18 protein-coding genes and 1 riboswitch are annotated in these 15,609 nt (G+C 32.8%); of the genes, 8 read left to right on the forward strand and 10 right to left on the reverse strand.

Annotated elements, in window-relative coordinates:
* Positions 1 to 121: 121 nt before the first annotated feature.
* Positions 122 to 269, reverse strand: a riboswitch (Lysine riboswitch).
* A gap of 76 nt (positions 270 to 345) precedes the next feature.
* From murC to RWO76_RS02845, 9 genes are all read right to left on the reverse strand, one after another.
* Positions 346 to 1,677, reverse strand: a complete 1,332-nt coding sequence (murC, locus tag RWO76_RS02805; RefSeq protein ID WP_314354148.1) for a UDP-N-acetylmuramate--L-alanine ligase — start codon at positions 1,675 to 1,677, stop codon at positions 346 to 348.
* A gap of 21 nt (positions 1,678 to 1,698) precedes the next feature.
* A complete protein-coding gene (locus RWO76_RS02810) occupies positions 1,699 to 2,442 on the reverse strand; it encodes a hypothetical protein (protein ID WP_314354151.1) in 744 nt (247 codons plus the stop codon).
* Between the two features lie 23 nt (positions 2,443 to 2,465).
* Positions 2,466 to 3,080, reverse strand: a complete 615-nt coding sequence (ytpR, locus tag RWO76_RS02815; protein ID WP_314354154.1) for a YtpR family tRNA-binding protein — start codon at positions 3,078 to 3,080, stop codon at positions 2,466 to 2,468.
* Positions 3,081 to 3,108: 28 nt separating this feature from the next.
* Positions 3,109 to 4,194, reverse strand: coding sequence for a glutamyl aminopeptidase (pepA, locus tag RWO76_RS02820; protein WP_314354155.1), 1,086 nt, complete (start codon positions 4,192 to 4,194; stop codon positions 3,109 to 3,111).
* A 99-nt stretch (positions 4,195 to 4,293) separates the two neighbouring features.
* Positions 4,294 to 4,626, reverse strand: a complete 333-nt coding sequence (locus RWO76_RS02825; protein WP_314354156.1) for a PepSY domain-containing protein — start codon at positions 4,624 to 4,626, stop codon at positions 4,294 to 4,296.
* A gap of 13 nt (positions 4,627 to 4,639) precedes the next feature.
* The gene (trmB, locus tag RWO76_RS02830) at positions 4,640 to 5,305 is read right to left on the reverse strand and encodes a tRNA (guanosine(46)-N7)-methyltransferase TrmB (RefSeq protein ID WP_314354158.1); all 666 of its coding nucleotides are present in this window, start codon (positions 5,303 to 5,305) and stop codon (positions 4,640 to 4,642) included.
* 5 nt (positions 5,306 to 5,310) lie between these two features.
* Complete coding sequence (locus tag RWO76_RS02835) at positions 5,311 to 6,108, reverse strand: phosphotransferase family protein (protein WP_314354159.1); 798 nt, start codon at positions 6,106 to 6,108, stop codon at positions 5,311 to 5,313.
* A gap of 91 nt (positions 6,109 to 6,199) precedes the next feature.
* Entirely contained in the window at positions 6,200 to 7,432 is a 1,233-nt protein-coding gene (locus RWO76_RS02840; protein WP_314354160.1) for an ABC transporter permease, read from the reverse strand.
* Positions 7,425 to 8,168 (reverse strand): ABC transporter ATP-binding protein, encoded by a 744-nt coding sequence (locus RWO76_RS02845; protein ID WP_314354161.1) that lies wholly within the window; start codon positions 8,166 to 8,168, stop codon positions 7,425 to 7,427. Before RWO76_RS02845 ends, RWO76_RS02840 begins: the two co-directional genes overlap by 8 nt.
* Before the next feature lie 154 nt (positions 8,169 to 8,322).
* Here RWO76_RS02845 and RWO76_RS02850 point away from each other — a divergent pair, with 154 nt between their 5' ends.
* From RWO76_RS02850 to RWO76_RS02885, 8 genes are all read left to right on the forward strand, one after another.
* On the forward strand, positions 8,323 to 8,745 hold the full coding sequence (locus RWO76_RS02850; protein ID WP_006702299.1) for an HIT family protein: 423 nt from the start codon (positions 8,323 to 8,325) through the stop codon (positions 8,743 to 8,745).
* Between the two features lie 2 nt (positions 8,746 to 8,747).
* The gene (locus RWO76_RS02855) at positions 8,748 to 9,167 is read left to right on the forward strand and encodes a hypothetical protein (RefSeq protein WP_314354162.1); all 420 of its coding nucleotides are present in this window, start codon (positions 8,748 to 8,750) and stop codon (positions 9,165 to 9,167) included.
* Positions 9,168 to 9,512 carry a YtxH domain-containing protein gene (locus RWO76_RS02860; RefSeq protein ID WP_314354164.1) on the forward strand — a complete coding sequence of 115 codons (345 nt, stop codon included), beginning with the start codon at positions 9,168 to 9,170 and terminating at the stop codon, positions 9,510 to 9,512.
* The gene (locus RWO76_RS02865) at positions 9,509 to 10,381 is read left to right on the forward strand and encodes a Cof-type HAD-IIB family hydrolase (RefSeq protein ID WP_314354165.1); all 873 of its coding nucleotides are present in this window, start codon (positions 9,509 to 9,511) and stop codon (positions 10,379 to 10,381) included. Before RWO76_RS02860 ends, RWO76_RS02865 begins: the two co-directional genes overlap by 4 nt.
* Positions 10,382 to 10,448: 67 nt before the next feature.
* Positions 10,449 to 10,604, forward strand: a complete 156-nt coding sequence (locus tag RWO76_RS02870) for a YvrJ family protein (protein WP_314257031.1) — start codon at positions 10,449 to 10,451, stop codon at positions 10,602 to 10,604.
* A 117-nt stretch (positions 10,605 to 10,721) separates the two neighbouring features.
* Entirely contained in the window at positions 10,722 to 12,161 is a 1,440-nt protein-coding gene (locus RWO76_RS02875; protein WP_314354167.1) for an amino acid ABC transporter substrate-binding protein/permease, read from the forward strand.
* Between the two features lies 1 nt (position 12,162).
* A complete protein-coding gene (locus RWO76_RS02880) occupies positions 12,163 to 12,894 on the forward strand; it encodes an amino acid ABC transporter ATP-binding protein (protein WP_314354168.1) in 732 nt (243 codons plus the stop codon).
* A gap of 61 nt (positions 12,895 to 12,955) precedes the next feature.
* Positions 12,956 to 13,597 (forward strand): HD domain-containing protein, encoded by a 642-nt coding sequence (locus RWO76_RS02885; protein WP_314354170.1) that lies wholly within the window; start codon positions 12,956 to 12,958, stop codon positions 13,595 to 13,597.
* A gap of 746 nt (positions 13,598 to 14,343) precedes the next feature.
* On the opposite strand, the gene rho is transcribed toward RWO76_RS02885, so the two are convergent.
* Positions 14,344 to 15,609 carry a transcription termination factor Rho gene (gene rho / locus RWO76_RS02890; RefSeq protein ID WP_314354172.1) on the reverse strand — a complete coding sequence of 422 codons (1,266 nt, stop codon included), beginning with the start codon at positions 15,607 to 15,609 and terminating at the stop codon, positions 14,344 to 14,346.

The raw sequence follows: 15,609 nt of genomic DNA on the forward strand, positions 1-15,609 counted from the left end.
TAAACTTCAGAACTCAAATAAAAAAGAGAGATCACGAACAAAAGGTTCGCAATCTCCCCTGAATAGACTCTTATCCTAAAAAAGTGTACAGAAAAAATTAGCATAAACTGCTTTTGCCCGGTAATTGATTGCACTTCACACTGGTCTGGGCAGAGAGTGTGACAGTGACTGACCTATTATGACCAGCCCCCAACATAGCATCGCTACATTTCGGCGAAATCCCCTTTCCGTAATCACGTACTTTTGTCATCCGCGCCTCAAGTTCAATAACCATTTATTAAATTTGTAAAGTCATTGTAACAAAATGAAAATATGATGTCAACTATTTTCATTAAATTTTCATTATTAATTTTGTGTTGGAGAAGTACTACTTAATAATTGCTCATAAGCAAATTCAAATTTTTGTACATCTCCTGCCCCCATAAAGATAATGACTGCATCTTTATAAACTAATAATGGTGAAACATTTTCAAGTTTTAAAACAGTTGCTCCTCCTTCTACTAAAGCTACTAAATCTTCAATAGAGACATTTCCCGATTTTTCACGAACAGATGCAAAAATATCACATAAATATACATCATCTGCTAAGGATAATGCTTTAGCAAACTCATCTAATAATGCAATTGTTCTTGTAAATGTATGTGGTTGGAATACCGCTACAATTTTCTTCGTTGGATATTTTTGTCTTGCTGCATCTAATGTTGCTCGAATTTCTGATGGATGATGTGCATAATCATCAATAACTGTAATTTCTTTAATTTTTTTTTCTGAGAAACGACGTTTAACTCCACCAAAGGTTTTTAAATTAGAAGCTAATTCTTCTGGATTAAAATCATTTAAATAATAGAAAGTAATAATCGCTAATGCATTTAAAATATTATGTGTTCCAAATGTTGGAATATCAAATTTACCATAAAATTTACCATGGATATAAACATCAAAATGACTACCTTCTGTATCTTTTTCAATATTTTCTGCCACAACATCATTATCTTTAGCAATTCCATAATAAGTTATTGGTGTTGTCGCATCCAATTTATGTAATCTTTCATCATCTCCACAGGCAATAATACCTTTTTTCACTTGACGACCAAATGATTCAAATGCACTTTGTACATCATCAATATCCGTATAATAATCAGGATGATCAAAATCAATATTTGTCATAATTGCGTAATCTGGTTTATAGGCCATAAAATGACGTTTATATTCACATGCTTCTAATACAAAGTATTCAGACTCTTCTACCCCATGTCCTGTACCGTCACCAATTAAATAGCTTGTTGGTTCCATTGCACTTAAAACATGTGCTAATAAACCTGTTGTACTTGTTTTTCCATGCGAACCAGTAATAGCAACACTTTTATAGCCTTTTAATAATTCTCCAAGAAATTTATGATATCGAATCACTTCGATTCCTTTTTCACGTGCAGCTACTAATTCTTCATGGCTATCTGGAAATGCATTCCCAGCAATGACAATTTGTCCTTCTTGAATATTTTCTGCATTAAAAGGAAACATTTTAATGCCCGCATCTTCTAAACCTTTTTGTGTAAAGAAATAATTCTCCAAGTCTGAACCTTGAACAGAATATCCTTCTCCATGTAATACTAGGGCTAAAGCACTCATTCCAGAGCCTTTTATACCCGTAAAATGATAAATTTTACTTTTATCCATGATTAATTCCACTTCCTATGTTTACTTTTTACTATATGGTAAAGTATCTTTCCCTTGCTCTTGTTCCATTATCCATGATAGTGAACGATTCATTGCTCTTCTCTGCTTACCAGGCAAAGGTTTTAACTCTGGAGCTAATACTTCCATTGATTGAGTATCTGGTACAGTCTTCAATAATGTTTCTTGTACCATTTGACTGGAAGATAAAGAAGTATTTACTCTTTTTGGTAATGATGTTTGTTTTTCAATTTTTTGAGATTTTCTCTCAACTTCTACTTCTTCTACTGTTACTAAAGGTGTTTCTTCACTTGAAAATATAAGTAATTCTTCCGCATCTCTTTTTAATTGATTTTCTAATTCTTCATATACAACTTGCTTTTTTACCGTTTTAACAGGAGTCATCCCTTTTAAAATTGATGGAACCGTTGAAGGTGTAAAACGAGTACGAGTTGGTTTTTCTTGTAAAAAACTACGCCATTTATCTCGATTGTTTCCTCTTTGACTACTTTCTTTAAAAGATTGTAAAATTCCTTCTTTTTTTTCAGGATTCATTTTTTCTTCTAATGCTGAACGAGTTGGATGAGAAAAAGGGAGATAATGTTCTACAACGGTTTCTTCTTTTTTCTCTTCTTGTTCAGAATCAAATACTACCTCTTCTTTTGGGTACAAATAATTTGGAAAATCAACCCATTTTGTTTGGAAATTTTTCTTATTTGGTAAATGTTGATTACTAATCTCTCTCATCGAACGATGGTTATCTGACAAAAATACCACTCCTCTTCGATAATTTAACCTTTAAATGGCTCTCCAATAACAGCATCATCATTTAACACTAAAATCCCTTTTTTAGTAGGCGCATTTTCTAAGCCTAATTCACGAGCTGAACATAACATTCCGTGACTTTCTACCCCACGTAATTCTCCAGACCAAATAATACTTCCATTTGGCATTACAGTTCCTGGAGTGGCTACTACAACTTTTTGTCCTGCTTTCACATTTGGAGCTCCACATACAATTTGTAAAACTGTATCTTGGCTGACACGTGTTTGCGTAACATGTAAATGATTTGAGTCTTCATGCGGTACACAAGTTTCCACATATCCAACTACTAAAGTATCTTTTGGAGATAAATCTAATGAAGCTCCATCAAATCCAGCTTCTTGGATTAATGTTTTAACTGTTTCTTGCTCTTCTGTAGATAAAAATTGTTGCCCTGCTTTTTCAAAATGAATATGGTTTGAAATTCCTGCAATATTATAGCCAATCACTGTATTCGTTTTTTCATCTAATACACGTGTTACTCCATTTTTTGTTTCAATTGCAACATCATAACGACTTGCCGCTCCTGATGTTAATAATAATGTATCTGAAATACCTTCTTGATTATAAAAACTTAACCACATAATACTCTCCTTCAATTTATTTTTTTAATTAATTTGTTCTACCATCTAAAATAGTATCAACTGTGCTACGATCTAATGCGCGAATCGTTTGAATAACCATTTCACGTGCTGCTTCATAGTCTTTAATTGAGAACATTGTTTGATGCGTATGAATATAACGAGCACATACCCCAATCACCGTACTTGGAACGCCTTGATTCATTAAGTGAGCTTTTCCAGCATCTGTTCCACCTTGCGAAACAAAGTATTGGAATGGAATATTATGAGTTAAAGCAGTATCTTCTAAAAACTCCTTCATACGAGGTAATGTAATCAAACCTGGATCTAATATTCTTAATAAAAATCCTTGATCTAAATGTCCAAATGTATCTTTTGAACCAGTTAAATCATCTGCCGCAGAACAATCTACTGCAAAGAATAAATCTGGATTGAATTTTGTAACACTTGGTCCTGTCCCACGTAATCCAACTTCTTCTTGAACATTTGCTCCAGCAATTAATGTGTTTGGTAAAACTTCATTTTTCAATTCACGTAAAGCTTCTAACACTACTGTACAACCATAACGATTATCCCATGATTTTGCAATCATTCGTTTTCTATTCGCTGTCCAAATCGTTTCAACTATTGGAACAATCGTATCCCCAGGACGAACTCCATATTCTTCTGCTTCTTCTTTTGAAGTAAATCCAGCATCAAATAAAATATCTGTTACTTTCACTGCTGCTTGTTGTCCACCAGCTGCACGTAATAAATGTGGAGGAATAGAGCTAGAAATAACAGGATAATCTCCTCTACGAGTTTGCAATGTAAAACGTTGCGCTGAAACGACATATGGATTCCAACCACCAAGTGGGCTAACTTTTAATAAACCTGTTGCAGTGATATTTGTCACCATAAAACCAACTTCATCCATATGTGCAGCAATCATAATTTTAGGTGCATTCGCATCTTTATGTTCACGAACCCCAAAAATGCCACCTAAACCATCTTGCTCAATACGATCTACTAATGGCTCCATTTCTTTTCTCATAAATTCACGAACATTTTTTTCATGTCCACTTGTTGATTGTAATTCTGTTAAAGTTTTAATTAAACTTTCTGTTTTCTTTTCCATTGTTCTTGCCTCCATAAGAATAAAAAGCTCTAATGTACCGTTCCCAGTCCTTTCAGAGCTCCTTTTTACGTCACTCTTTTTATGAGAATTTCTCCCAAATTAGGCTGACGCTATTTTATATAAATCTAAAACTGCACCTGTTTTGGCATCAGCAAAAAATTCGTATTGCACTAATTCTTCTTGTTCTTTACGAGTAATGCCACCATAGTATACATATCCACTAAAATCTTCTTGTTCAATATACACTGGTTCCATTTCAATCCATGAACCTTCGATTGTACCAACAACTGTAAATAAACGGCGAACATTTCCTACAATAATATCCCCATTTACTAGTTTCTTCTCATAAAATTTAGAAACGAGCCATGCACCAACAAAAGCACCGGCTGCAAGGAATACTCCTGCTGTAAAAGATGATTTATTTTTTGACATTTTACTCACTCCTCTATTTTACTTTATAGGGATGACGTTCTTTTGGAAAAATTGCTTCTACTCGATAAATAGGATGTCCTTTAGCAGAAAACTTTTCTTCATATTCGGTCATCACATTGCCTTCAAACTCTACTTGGTGTAAATCTAACCAAACTTGCTTTAAAATCATGCCAAATTGAGAAAATGAAGCTAAACTATATTCAAATAATCCTCGATTATCTGTTTTAAAATGAATTTCTCCTTCTAAAGGTAATACTTGTTCATATGCTTTTAGAAAATCAGCATGAGTCAAGCGTCTTTTAGCATGACGTTTCTTAGGCCATGGATCTGAGAAATTTAAGTAAATTCGATCAACTTCACCATCTTCAAAATAATCTGTGACTGTTCCGCCATCAATATGTAATAACTGTAAATTTGGAACTTGGGCAGCTAAAGCTTTTTCTAATGCAACAACAATAACACTTGTTTGAATTTCAATCCCAATATAATTAATTTCAGGATTTTTCTTAGCCATTTCACTAACGAATTGTCCTTTTCCAGATCCAATTTCAATATGAATCGGATGATCATTTCCAAATCTTTCTTTCCAACGTCCTTTCCATTCTTCTGGATTTTGAATGACCATTTCTGGATGAGCTAATAAAGTATCTTTAGCCCATGGTTTATTTCTTAAACGCAATCTTTTTACTCCTCTTCTTTCATCAATCGATGATTATAAATTGATTTTACAACTAAAATCTTTTCATTCATTTCATAATAACGACCTTCAAAATGACTTTTCTTAATAAAGTTTAAACAATTCATCAAAGCATACCATTCAATTCGTTGATAAATATTCGTTGATAAATTTAAACCATAAGCATCTAACCATTCACCCCATTGATGAACAGGAATGTATTGAGTTAAAATCATCGTTAAATCCGATACAGGATCAGCTAAACGAACCATTTCCCAATCAATTAAATATAATTTATCATTAGCCAATAAAAAATTACGACGATCTAAATCACCGTGACAAACTGTTTTTCCTGCTTCTAATACAAGAGGCAATGTTTCTTTTAAATAATTTAACACTTCGGATAAGAAACGATGACTTTGTAAACCTGACTGTAAATTTACTAAATAATCTTCAATGAAATGCTGAGCAGTATATTCTTCTCCCTGAATTTTTTGAAGCATTAATAGTAAATTAGGAGACTGATGGATTTCTTTTAATAAATCAATCACTTCCATCGAATTCATTTCTTCAGTTGTTAAGGATCGACCATTTAACCACTCTTGAGCTGTTAGAACATCTCCATTTCCAGCTCTCTTGGTCCACATTAGTTTAGGGGCAATTCCCTCTCCTGACAATGCAGCTAAAAATGGCGAAGAATTTCTTTTCAAAAAGACTCTCTCCTGTGCTCTCACTGCCATATAGGCTTGTCCGGTATCTCCCCCAATAGGATGTAATTCCCATCCTGCATCCATGTTTTGTTCCATATTTCTATCCCTACCGACCATTTCTTGAGTTTATTCGTTATCTTTCATTTTATGCTGTCCCAATGTTTCCGTCAAGCTTCATGGTTAAAATCTATCTTCTTTTCTTTTTACGATTTAAACGTGGTTTTAAATAACCATATAAAAATGTAGCAGATAATACGGGATACCATAAAAGTCCTATTAATACGACAGCATTTCTCGAGACCAAAGCTGTTAATAAGCTAATCATTACACTTGCTCCAATGACTAACTGTAAAACAACCCCAATAAAATCATCCATCATTTCCTTTGTATCATATAAGGAATGAATATAAATCGAATGAGCTTTTGGATGTTTATATAAGGAAGCAAATTGGAAACAAATCACTAACATCATCATCGATTGAATTACCATTATCCAATACCAAACAGAACTAGCAAATGATAATAAAATTGTTGCTATAATCATTTGAAGTAACACCGAAGTATAATTAGAACTTCTTAATGCTGTTCGAACTAATAAATAACGATACGGATGAATACGATTTGGTGTTAGTTTTCCCACGAAAATATCTAATGATTGATTGCGTTTTGCTTGATGTTTCTTTAAAAACGGTACATCTACAAACAAAGCAATCACTCTAAAAATTCTTTGTTGACGCACTTGCTCTTTTTGAATCATTTCATTCCAGTCAAAATTCACCGTTTTAGCAGATGCAAAACGATAAAGTCCAATTGAAAGAACTGCCAAGACTTGTGTCAACGATAAAGAGAACACTTTTGGAATAAAAGAAAGAATTCCAAATAAACAAATACTGTTCACCAAATAGAGTGCCACATTATAGTAGGAATTTTTTGGTAACTTCCCTTCAAAAATTGATTTTTGAATCATAAAATGGAACCCTTTTAGAGATAATAGCGTTCCAAAAATGACAAAAAATGGAATCATTCCGTTCCCAAATGCCTGCATAAAAATCGGCAACACAAAAATCGTTGCAATAAAATTCATCACTAATGGAAAAATCCAACTATAACGAATCGCACGTTTAAAATACGGTTTAAAATCTTCACCAATCACACTTAAAAAGTGTAAATCAGCCTCTTCTACATAAGTTGCAATTTCACCAAATAAAGGAAAAATAGCTAATAACAAACTAATCAATAATATCAAAGGCCATTCTAAAATACGAATTGTTTTTAACCATGTAGAATATTGAAATAATAGAAAACCAAATAAGAAAAAGACAACAATCATAAAATGATCATTCATCATATATTTGGCATATTTCATTACTTTTTTCTGATAAGTCTTGAAACGACTTCCCCACAATTGATCACTATTCATGATAATCACCTGTATTCATTGTTAATGCAAAATACACGTCTTCTAATGAATTTTCATCAATTTGAACTTCGCTTTTTAATGTTTCTAAATCTCCTTGTGCTTGAACTAATCCATCATGTAATACAATGAAACGATCACAATATTTTTCGGCAGTATCTAGCACATGTGTAGACATTAAGATGGCTGCACCAGATTCTTTTTTCTCTCTTAATACAGTTAATAATGTACGAATTCCTAAAGGATCTAATCCTAAAAATGGTTCATCTACCACATATAATGGAACATCTAACATTAATGCACAAATAATGAGTACTTTTTGCTTCATTCCTTTTGAAAAATAAGCTGGGAACCAATCTAATTGTTTCGTTAAACGAAACTGCTCTACTAATTTCATCGCTCTGTGCATCGTTTCAGGCGTATCTTGTTGATAAGCTCGAGCTGTTAATTCAATATGTTCTCTAAAAGTTAATTCTTCATATAACACGGGTGTTTCCGGAATGACTGCAATCAATTTACGATAATCTCTCACACTTTCCTCAATGGTATGCCCTTGTATAGAAATCTTTCCTGAAAATGGTTGAATAAAATTTGTAATACATTTAATCGTTGTACTTTTCCCTGCCCCATTTAATCCAATGAGTCCACAAATTTCCCCTGATTGTACTTCAAAAGAAACTCCTTTAATAACAGGAACTTGAGTATAACCAGCTGTTATATTATCTACTTTTAATGTCATAACTTTCTCCAATCCTACACAATTTAGCATTATTATATCAAAAAAACAGTCTAGTTCCTAGAATCTTTCATTTCAAGAAAAACTTCGCGATTTCATTGCATTCCTTCACTACTCGTGGTACGATTTGCCTATACAATTTAAGGAGGTTTTTATCATGTCAGATTGTATTTTTGATAAAATTATTTCTAAAGAAATTCCAGCACATATTGTTTATGAAGATGAGGTAGTCATTGCCTTTTTAGACTTAGGACAAGTAACCCCAGGTCATACATTAGTCGTGCCAAAAAAACACGTGAAAGATATTTTTGAATATGATGAGGAATTAGCTGCAGCTGTATTTAGCAGAATTCCTAAAATTGCTCGTGCTTTAAAAGCAATGAACCCAGATGTAAAAGGGGTAAATATTTTAAATAATAATGGAGAAGTTGCTTTTCAAAGTGTATTCCACTCTCATATCCATTTAATTCCTCGTTATAAACACGAAGAAGGTTTCGGATTAAAATGGGAAACTCATGACTATTCTCATGAGGAATTAGCAAATATCGCACAAAATATTGCCAAACATGTGGAGGGATAAATATGAAAGTTATTTATGTATTAGATAAAGATAATGGTGTTCTTTTTAATCATCGTCGTCAATCAAAAGATGCTTTTTTAGTTGAAAACATCGTAAGCAAAGTAAAACAGGAAAATGGAACTTTATATGTATCAGATTATTCTAAAGAATTGTTTGAAGGTACAGATATTTCTATCCAGTCATTAGCTGAATTCAATCTTTATGGAGCAAAAGAAAATGATTTTGTTTTTATTGAAAATGAAGATATTCAACTTGACGATTATAAAGGTAAAGTAGATTTTTATTTATATAAATGGACTCGTGTGTATCCAAGTGATAAAAAATTAGATTTACCTTTTAATCAAACTACAATCGTTAAAAAGGAAAAATTCGATGGTCGTTCACATGATAAAATTTACTTAGAAATTTGGAGAAGAAAATAAATGAAAAAATTCATAAAAGGATTACTCTTCGGAAGTATTGTTGGTAGCACAGTGGCTCTATTAACCACTAAACATAATGGTAAAAAAAATCGTGAAAAATTATATAAGAATATCGTCAGCTTATCTGAAGATATTTCAACTTTAAGTAATGGAATTCCTATTCTTCAAAAGGGAACACAACAATTACAATATCGAATTATTCCACAAGTAAAAGAGCTATCTGAAGAAATAATGGAAGATGTACAAAATTTTAAACATATGAGCCAACCTCGTATCAAAAGAATTCAATCACATCTATCATTGTTAAATAAACATATTCAAGAAGCAAAAAAAGAGAACGTATGATTCGATTATTTGCTAGTGATATGGATGGAACAATTTTACAAGATCATTCTACCATTCATCCAGATAATGTAAAAATGGTCCACTATTTACAAGAAAAGAATATTCCATTTGTCATTTGCTCAGGAAGAGATTTTTACCAAGCTTCGCTTTGCTTAGAACCTACAAATATTCAATGCCCCGTCATAGGATTAAATGGAGCAGTTATTTATAAAGAGGACGGCACTATTTTAAAAGAAGTTACTCTTTCTCATGAAGATACACGTAAACTGATTCAAAAAATTGAAAAACATCATAACAATTGGGATATGATGACTTCAAAAGGCTTATTCTCCTTACATTTTGCAGAAAAATTTGCAAAAAGAGTAGCTACTTTTAAAGCCAATCATCCAGATTTTACTCCAGAACAATTTGAAGTTGAACTCGATAAATTAAGAAAACTTTTTGATGCAACAGACGTTTCTAATGTAGAAGAAGTGTTAGAAGATCCATCCATTAAAATTTATAAAGTCTTAACTTCTAATTATGAAACTGAAGATTCATTAATGGAAATTAAATCTTATGTCGAGCAAGAACTTCCTAATCTAGTTGTTACTTCGTCTTTTAAAACGAATATTGAAATCACCCACAAAGATGCTCAAAAAGGAATAGCTCTTCAATACTACGCAGATACTTTAGGAATTTCAATGGACGAAGTTTTTGCGATTGGTGATAACTCCAATGATGTTTCTATGTTAAAACTTGCTGGTTATAGTGTAGCGATGGGAAATGCTAATCAAGAAGCTATGAACACTGCTAAATATCAAACCGATGATAACAAACATGGTGGCGTTGCTAAAGCGATTCAAAACTGTTTAGATCAACAAAAATAACGAATTACCTCCTTTATGGGGGTAATTTTTTTGTATAATCTCCTTCTTAATAGTAGGAGGTGATTTTATGGAAACAGATATTCTTCAACCGTTCATTGCTTTAATTAGCAATATGGGGTTTCCAATTGCAATGAGTATTTACTTACTTCATCGTATGGAACAACGGTTAGATACAATGATTCATTTGTTAACGGAACTCAATCATCATTTAAAGAAAGAATGACTCTTTCACAGGTCTCATGTCAGAAAATATAACATGACATGAGACCTGTTTTTTGTTTTTTAGATTAAAATTTAGTAAAATAGACGCACATAAATTTTTAACAATATGGAGGTCTTTATGAAAATACAAAAGAACATTAAGAAAAAGAGCTTCTGGATTAGCTTATTAGGAATTTTATTTTTCCTTCTTTCTACTCCAATCGAAGCTGCTACAAAAAAATATACGATTGCGACAGATACTACTTTTGCCCCATTTGAATTCCAAGATACTTCTGGTAATTATGTTGGAATTGATATGGATTTAATGAAAGCTATCGCAAAAGAAGAAAATTTTGAAATTGAAATTAAAGCTTTAGGATTTAACGCTGCTGTTCAAGCTTTAGAAGCTGGACAAGTTGATGCAGTTATCGCAGGAATGAGTATAACTGATGAAAGAAAACAAAAATTTGACTTCACTGATTCATACTTCGATAGCGGTATTGGAATGGCAGTAAGTACTTCAAGCAACATTAGTACTTATGAAGAACTACGCGGTAAAAATGTCGCTGTAAAAATTGGTACGCAAGGAGCTAGTTTTGCTTCTTCTATTAAAGATCAATACGGATTTACAATCTCAACATTTGAAGATTCAGCAAATATGTATCAAGATGTAGTCAGTGGAAATAGTGTGGCAGCTTTTGAAGATTATCCAGTATTAGGATATGCCATTCGCAGCAATCACTTACCAATGACATTAACTTCTTATAAAGAACAAATCACTCAATATGGAGTTGCGGTATTAAAAAATCAAAACACTGAATTTTTAGAAGCTTTCAACCGTGGATTAGCTACTTTAAAATCTAATGGTGAATACGATAAAATCATTAATAAATATATTGGAACAGATGATTCAACAACTACATCTACTGAAGATACAAGTTTATTTGGATTATTAAAAACAAATGCTCCTACACTATTAAATGGTTTATGGAATACTATTTGGATTACATTTGTTTCTCTGGCAATTGCAACTATTATCGGAGTTCTTTTAGGACTAATGAGAACAAGCCGCATTGCTATATTAGAAACAATCGCAACTATCTACATTGACTTTATGCGTGGTATTCCACTAATTGTTTTAACATTCTTTATTTATTTTGGAATTCCTCAAGCATTAAATATTCGTTTAGATGCAACAGTTGCAGCTATTACAACATTAGGATTGAATGCTGCTGCTTATATCGCTGAAATTGTTCGTGGTGGTATTAATGCAATCGATAAAGGACAAAGCGAGGCAGCAATGAGTTTAGGCTTACCCTATTATAAATCAATGCAAAAAATTATTTTACCACAAGCGATTCGTTTAATGGTTCCATCATTTATTAACCAATTTGTTATTACTTTGAAAGACACTTCAATTTTATCCATCATAGGACTTGTAGAATTGACACAAACTGGTAAAATAATTATTGCAAGAAACTTACAATCAAGTTCAATGTGGTTTATTGTTGGTATGATGTACTTAATCGTTATTACTCTATTAACGAAAATTTCAGCACGTTTAGAAAGGAAGGCATAAGATGGCAATTATCGAAGTAAAAGGCCTTAAAAAAAATTACGGTGAATTAGAAGTCTTAAAATCGATTGATTTAGAAATTGAAGAAGGACAAGTCGTTTGTATTATCGGTCCTTCTGGATCAGGTAAATCAACATTTTTACGTTGCTTAAATCGTCTAGAAAAAACAACTGAAGGTAAAGTTATTGTAGATGGTTATGATTTAACCGATAAAAATACTGACTTGAACTTTGTTCGTCAAGAAATTGGAATGGTATTCCAACACTTTAACTTATTCCCTCATTTAACCATTAAAGAGAATATTACATTAGCTCCTGTTGAATTAGGACGTGAAACAAAAGAAGATGCAGAAAAACATGCCTTAGAATTATTAGGAATGGTTGGACTAGAAGATAAAGCAGATGTCTATCCAAAAACATTATCTGGTGGTCAAAAACAACGTGTAGCCATTGCACGTGCTTTAGCGATGAAACCAAAAATGTTATTATTCGATGAGCCAACTTCCGCTCTTGACCCAGAAATGGTTGGGGATGTATTAGAAGTAATGCAACAATTAGCAAAAGATGGGATGACAATGGTCGTAGTAACTCACGAAATGGGATTTGCCCGCGAAGTAAGTAACCGTGTTATTTTCATGGATGGTGGATATGTTGTTGAAGATGGCACACCAGAACAAGTCTTCACAAATCCTCAACATAATCGTACAAGAAACTTTTTAAATAAAGTTTTACATTAATACGAAAAAGACTTTTGGAATTCCAAAAGTCTTTTTATTAGATATAAGAAAGGAGAAATTCATGAATAATAAAGATATTATCCATTCCATTCAAAAAGAAATGCAAATTTTTTTCACGCAAGAACATACTGGGCATGATTGGTATCATATTGAACGAGTATGGAAAAATGCTAAAAAAATTGCTGTCCATTACCCTGAAGCTAATCATCTACAGATTGAGTTAGCTGCTCTACTTCATGATCGATATGATCATAAAATTGTCGATAATGTAGAAGAAGCAAAAGATGAAGTAAGAGAGTTATTAGTAAAATATGGATTAACAAAAGAGTTAATTGAAAATATTCTCTACTCTATTGATACAGTTGGATTTCGTAATGGGAAAAATCCACTTCAACCGATTACCATTGAGGATAAAATCGTTCAAGATTCCGATCGACTAGATGCTATTGGTGCCATTGCGATTGCTCGTACTTTTGTTTATTCAGGAGCAAACCAACGTCCAATTTATACAGGAGAACCTCAAGATGTGTTAGAAAAAGCTCATGATCTTGAAGATACCGCCATTGGACATTTTTATGAAAAATTATTAACTTTATCTGACACTTTACATACTCCTGAAGCTCGTGTAATCGCAAAAGGTCGACATGAATTTATGAAAGATTATTTAACCCAATTTTTCTCAGAATGGGAAGGATTAAAGTAAAAGTAAAGTTATTCGTGAATAGGAAGACAAAACATTTTTACTGTAACTGGGACGCCAGCAGCTTCGCTTTCGCGAATCTCATGGCTAAAATTTGAGCCTTGGTCTCAAATTTTCCCGTAATATAAGCCACTACTCTTGTGACTTATATTACTGCTACAGTAAAAATGTTTTTTCTTTCTATTCACTCTCTTTTATTTGAGAAGCGTATGGATCTTTAATGTTTCTATAAAATTTGTTTTATAATCATGGAACCAATTCTCATATTTTGAACCTTCTTATCTACAGCAATGGCAATTACTTTAAGAATAGGTAGACTATATTCTATCGCTTGGTTATTATCACAACCTTTTTTTAGAATAAAACATACGTTCTAGTCACTGCTTTTGAATTATCCTAAAAAGTACGTAAAAATATAAATAAACTTTTCTTACTAGCATTTATACCGAATAAAAGAAAAAATTACAAGTTAAGGTGAATAGAAACAGAAAAATTTTCATAGTAGCAGTAATATAAGCCACTAGTTCAGTGGCTTATATTACAAGGAAAAATTGAGACCAAGGCTCAATTTTTAGCCATGAGACCGACAGGTCTGCTGGCGTCCGGCTACCATGAAAATTTTTCTGTTTCTATTCACTTTACGTCCATCCAAAAAAAAGACTTTCCCTAGTAGCATTTTTACATTAGATTCGCATTTGCGAAGCTACTGGCGTCCAATGCTATTTTAAGAAAAGTCTTTCGAATATCTTTTACAGTAATTCGATACGCTTTATAAAGTCTTTATTACTTTTTGTTTCTCTTAATTGCTTCACAATTTGTTCGCTTGTTTCTAGCCCGTCACCCTTCATTGTATTACGAACTTTCCAAACTGCTTCTAAAACATTAGGTTCCAATAAAATTTCCTCTTTACGAGTACCCGAACGTTTCACATCAATCGCAGGAAATACACGTCTTTCTGCTAATTCACGAGATAAATGCACTTCCGCATTTCCTGTACCTTTAAACTCCTCATAAATCACATCATCCATACGGCTACCCGTTTCAATTAAAGCTGTTGCTAAAATTGTTAAACTGCCACCATCTTCAATATTTCTTGCAGAACCAAAAAATCTCTTAGGACGATAAAAAGCAGCGGGGTCAATACCTCCACTTAATGTACGTCCAGAAGGTGGAATTGTTAAGTTATACGCACGTGCTAAACGAGTAATACTATCTAGCAAGACAATCACATCACGTCCATCTTCTACTAAACGCAATGCACGCTCTAAAACTAATTCACTCACTTTAATATGGTGTTCCGGTGTTTGATCAAAAGTCGAAAATACAACTTCAGCATCTACAGTACGCTCAATATCCGTTACTTCTTCTGGCCGTTCATCAATTAGTAAAATAATTAATTCCGCATTAGGATAGTTTGTTGTAATTCCATTTGCAATTTCTTTTAATAAACTTGTTTTACCAGCTTTCGGAGGTGCCACAATTAATCCACGCTGTCCAAATCCAATTGGGCAAATTAAATCTAGCATTCTAGAAGCAATTCTACCCGTAGTCGTTTCTAATTGCATTTGTTTTTCAGGATAAAGTGGTGTTAAGCCTGGAAAATGATCCCTTTCTTTTGCTTCTTCAGGATCTTTTCCATTAACAGCTCCAACTTGCATTAATCCATTAAACTTTTCACCCGTACGCGGAGGACGAGCAGGCCCTGCTACTAAGTCACCATTTCTTAAGGCAAATTTACGAATTTGTGAAGAAGAAATATAAATATCTTCTTGACTAGTAGAATAGTTAATTGGACGAAGGAAACCAAATCCTTCTGCATTATTAATATCTAATACTCCTTCTACTTGGAAGAACCCAGTCGCTTCTTCTTGAGCTCTCATAATTGCTAGAGCTAATTCTTTTTTATTCATTTGCCCATAATAAGGAATTTTATAATGCTTCGCAAAAGCATACATTTCTTTTAAAGTCTTTTGTTGTAAGACTGGTAAAGTTACTGTTTCAATTGTTTCTGACAT

The sequence above is a fragment of the uncultured Granulicatella sp. genome (assembly GCF_963521425.1).
In the GTDB taxonomy this organism is placed as follows: domain Bacteria; phylum Bacillota; class Bacilli; order Lactobacillales; family Aerococcaceae; genus Granulicatella.

Excerpts from the sequence above, each read along its gene's own strand:
- RWO76_RS02875 (WP_314354167.1), top strand. The coding sequence starts at position 10,722 with ATGAAAATACAAAAGAACATTAAGAAAAAGAGCTTCTGGATTAGCTTA.
- RWO76_RS02880 (WP_314354168.1), top strand. The coding sequence starts at position 12,163 with ATGGCAATTATCGAAGTAAAAGGCCTTAAAAAAAATTACGGTGAATTA.
- RWO76_RS02860 (WP_314354164.1), top strand. The coding sequence starts at position 9,168 with ATGAAAAAATTCATAAAAGGATTACTCTTCGGAAGTATTGTTGGTAGC.
- RWO76_RS02840 (WP_314354160.1), bottom strand. The coding sequence starts at position 7,432 with ATGAATAGTGATCAATTGTGGGGAAGTCGTTTCAAGACTTATCAGAAA.
- pepA (WP_314354155.1), bottom strand. The coding sequence starts at position 4,194 with ATGGAAAAGAAAACAGAAAGTTTAATTAAAACTTTAACAGAATTACAA.
- RWO76_RS02845 (WP_314354161.1), bottom strand. The coding sequence starts at position 8,168 with ATGACATTAAAAGTAGATAATATAACAGCTGGTTATACTCAAGTTCCT.
- RWO76_RS02870 (WP_314257031.1), top strand. The coding sequence starts at position 10,449 with ATGGAAACAGATATTCTTCAACCGTTCATTGCTTTAATTAGCAATATG.
- RWO76_RS02825 (WP_314354156.1), bottom strand. The coding sequence starts at position 4,626 with ATGTCAAAAAATAAATCATCTTTTACAGCAGGAGTATTCCTTGCAGCC.
- RWO76_RS02850 (WP_006702299.1), top strand. The coding sequence starts at position 8,323 with ATGTCAGATTGTATTTTTGATAAAATTATTTCTAAAGAAATTCCAGCA.
- ytpR (WP_314354154.1), bottom strand. The coding sequence starts at position 3,080 with ATGTGGTTAAGTTTTTATAATCAAGAAGGTATTTCAGATACATTATTA.
- RWO76_RS02835 (WP_314354159.1), bottom strand. The coding sequence starts at position 6,108 with ATGGAACAAAACATGGATGCAGGATGGGAATTACATCCTATTGGGGGA.
- RWO76_RS02855 (WP_314354162.1), top strand. The coding sequence starts at position 8,748 with ATGAAAGTTATTTATGTATTAGATAAAGATAATGGTGTTCTTTTTAAT.
- RWO76_RS02865 (WP_314354165.1), top strand. The coding sequence starts at position 9,509 with ATGATTCGATTATTTGCTAGTGATATGGATGGAACAATTTTACAAGAT.
- rho (WP_314354172.1), bottom strand. The coding sequence starts at position 15,609 with ATGTCAGAAACAATTGAAACAGTAACTTTACCAGTCTTACAACAAAAG.
- RWO76_RS02885 (WP_314354170.1), top strand. The coding sequence starts at position 12,956 with ATGAATAATAAAGATATTATCCATTCCATTCAAAAAGAAATGCAAATT.
- murC (WP_314354148.1), bottom strand. The coding sequence starts at position 1,677 with ATGGATAAAAGTAAAATTTATCATTTTACGGGTATAAAAGGCTCTGGA.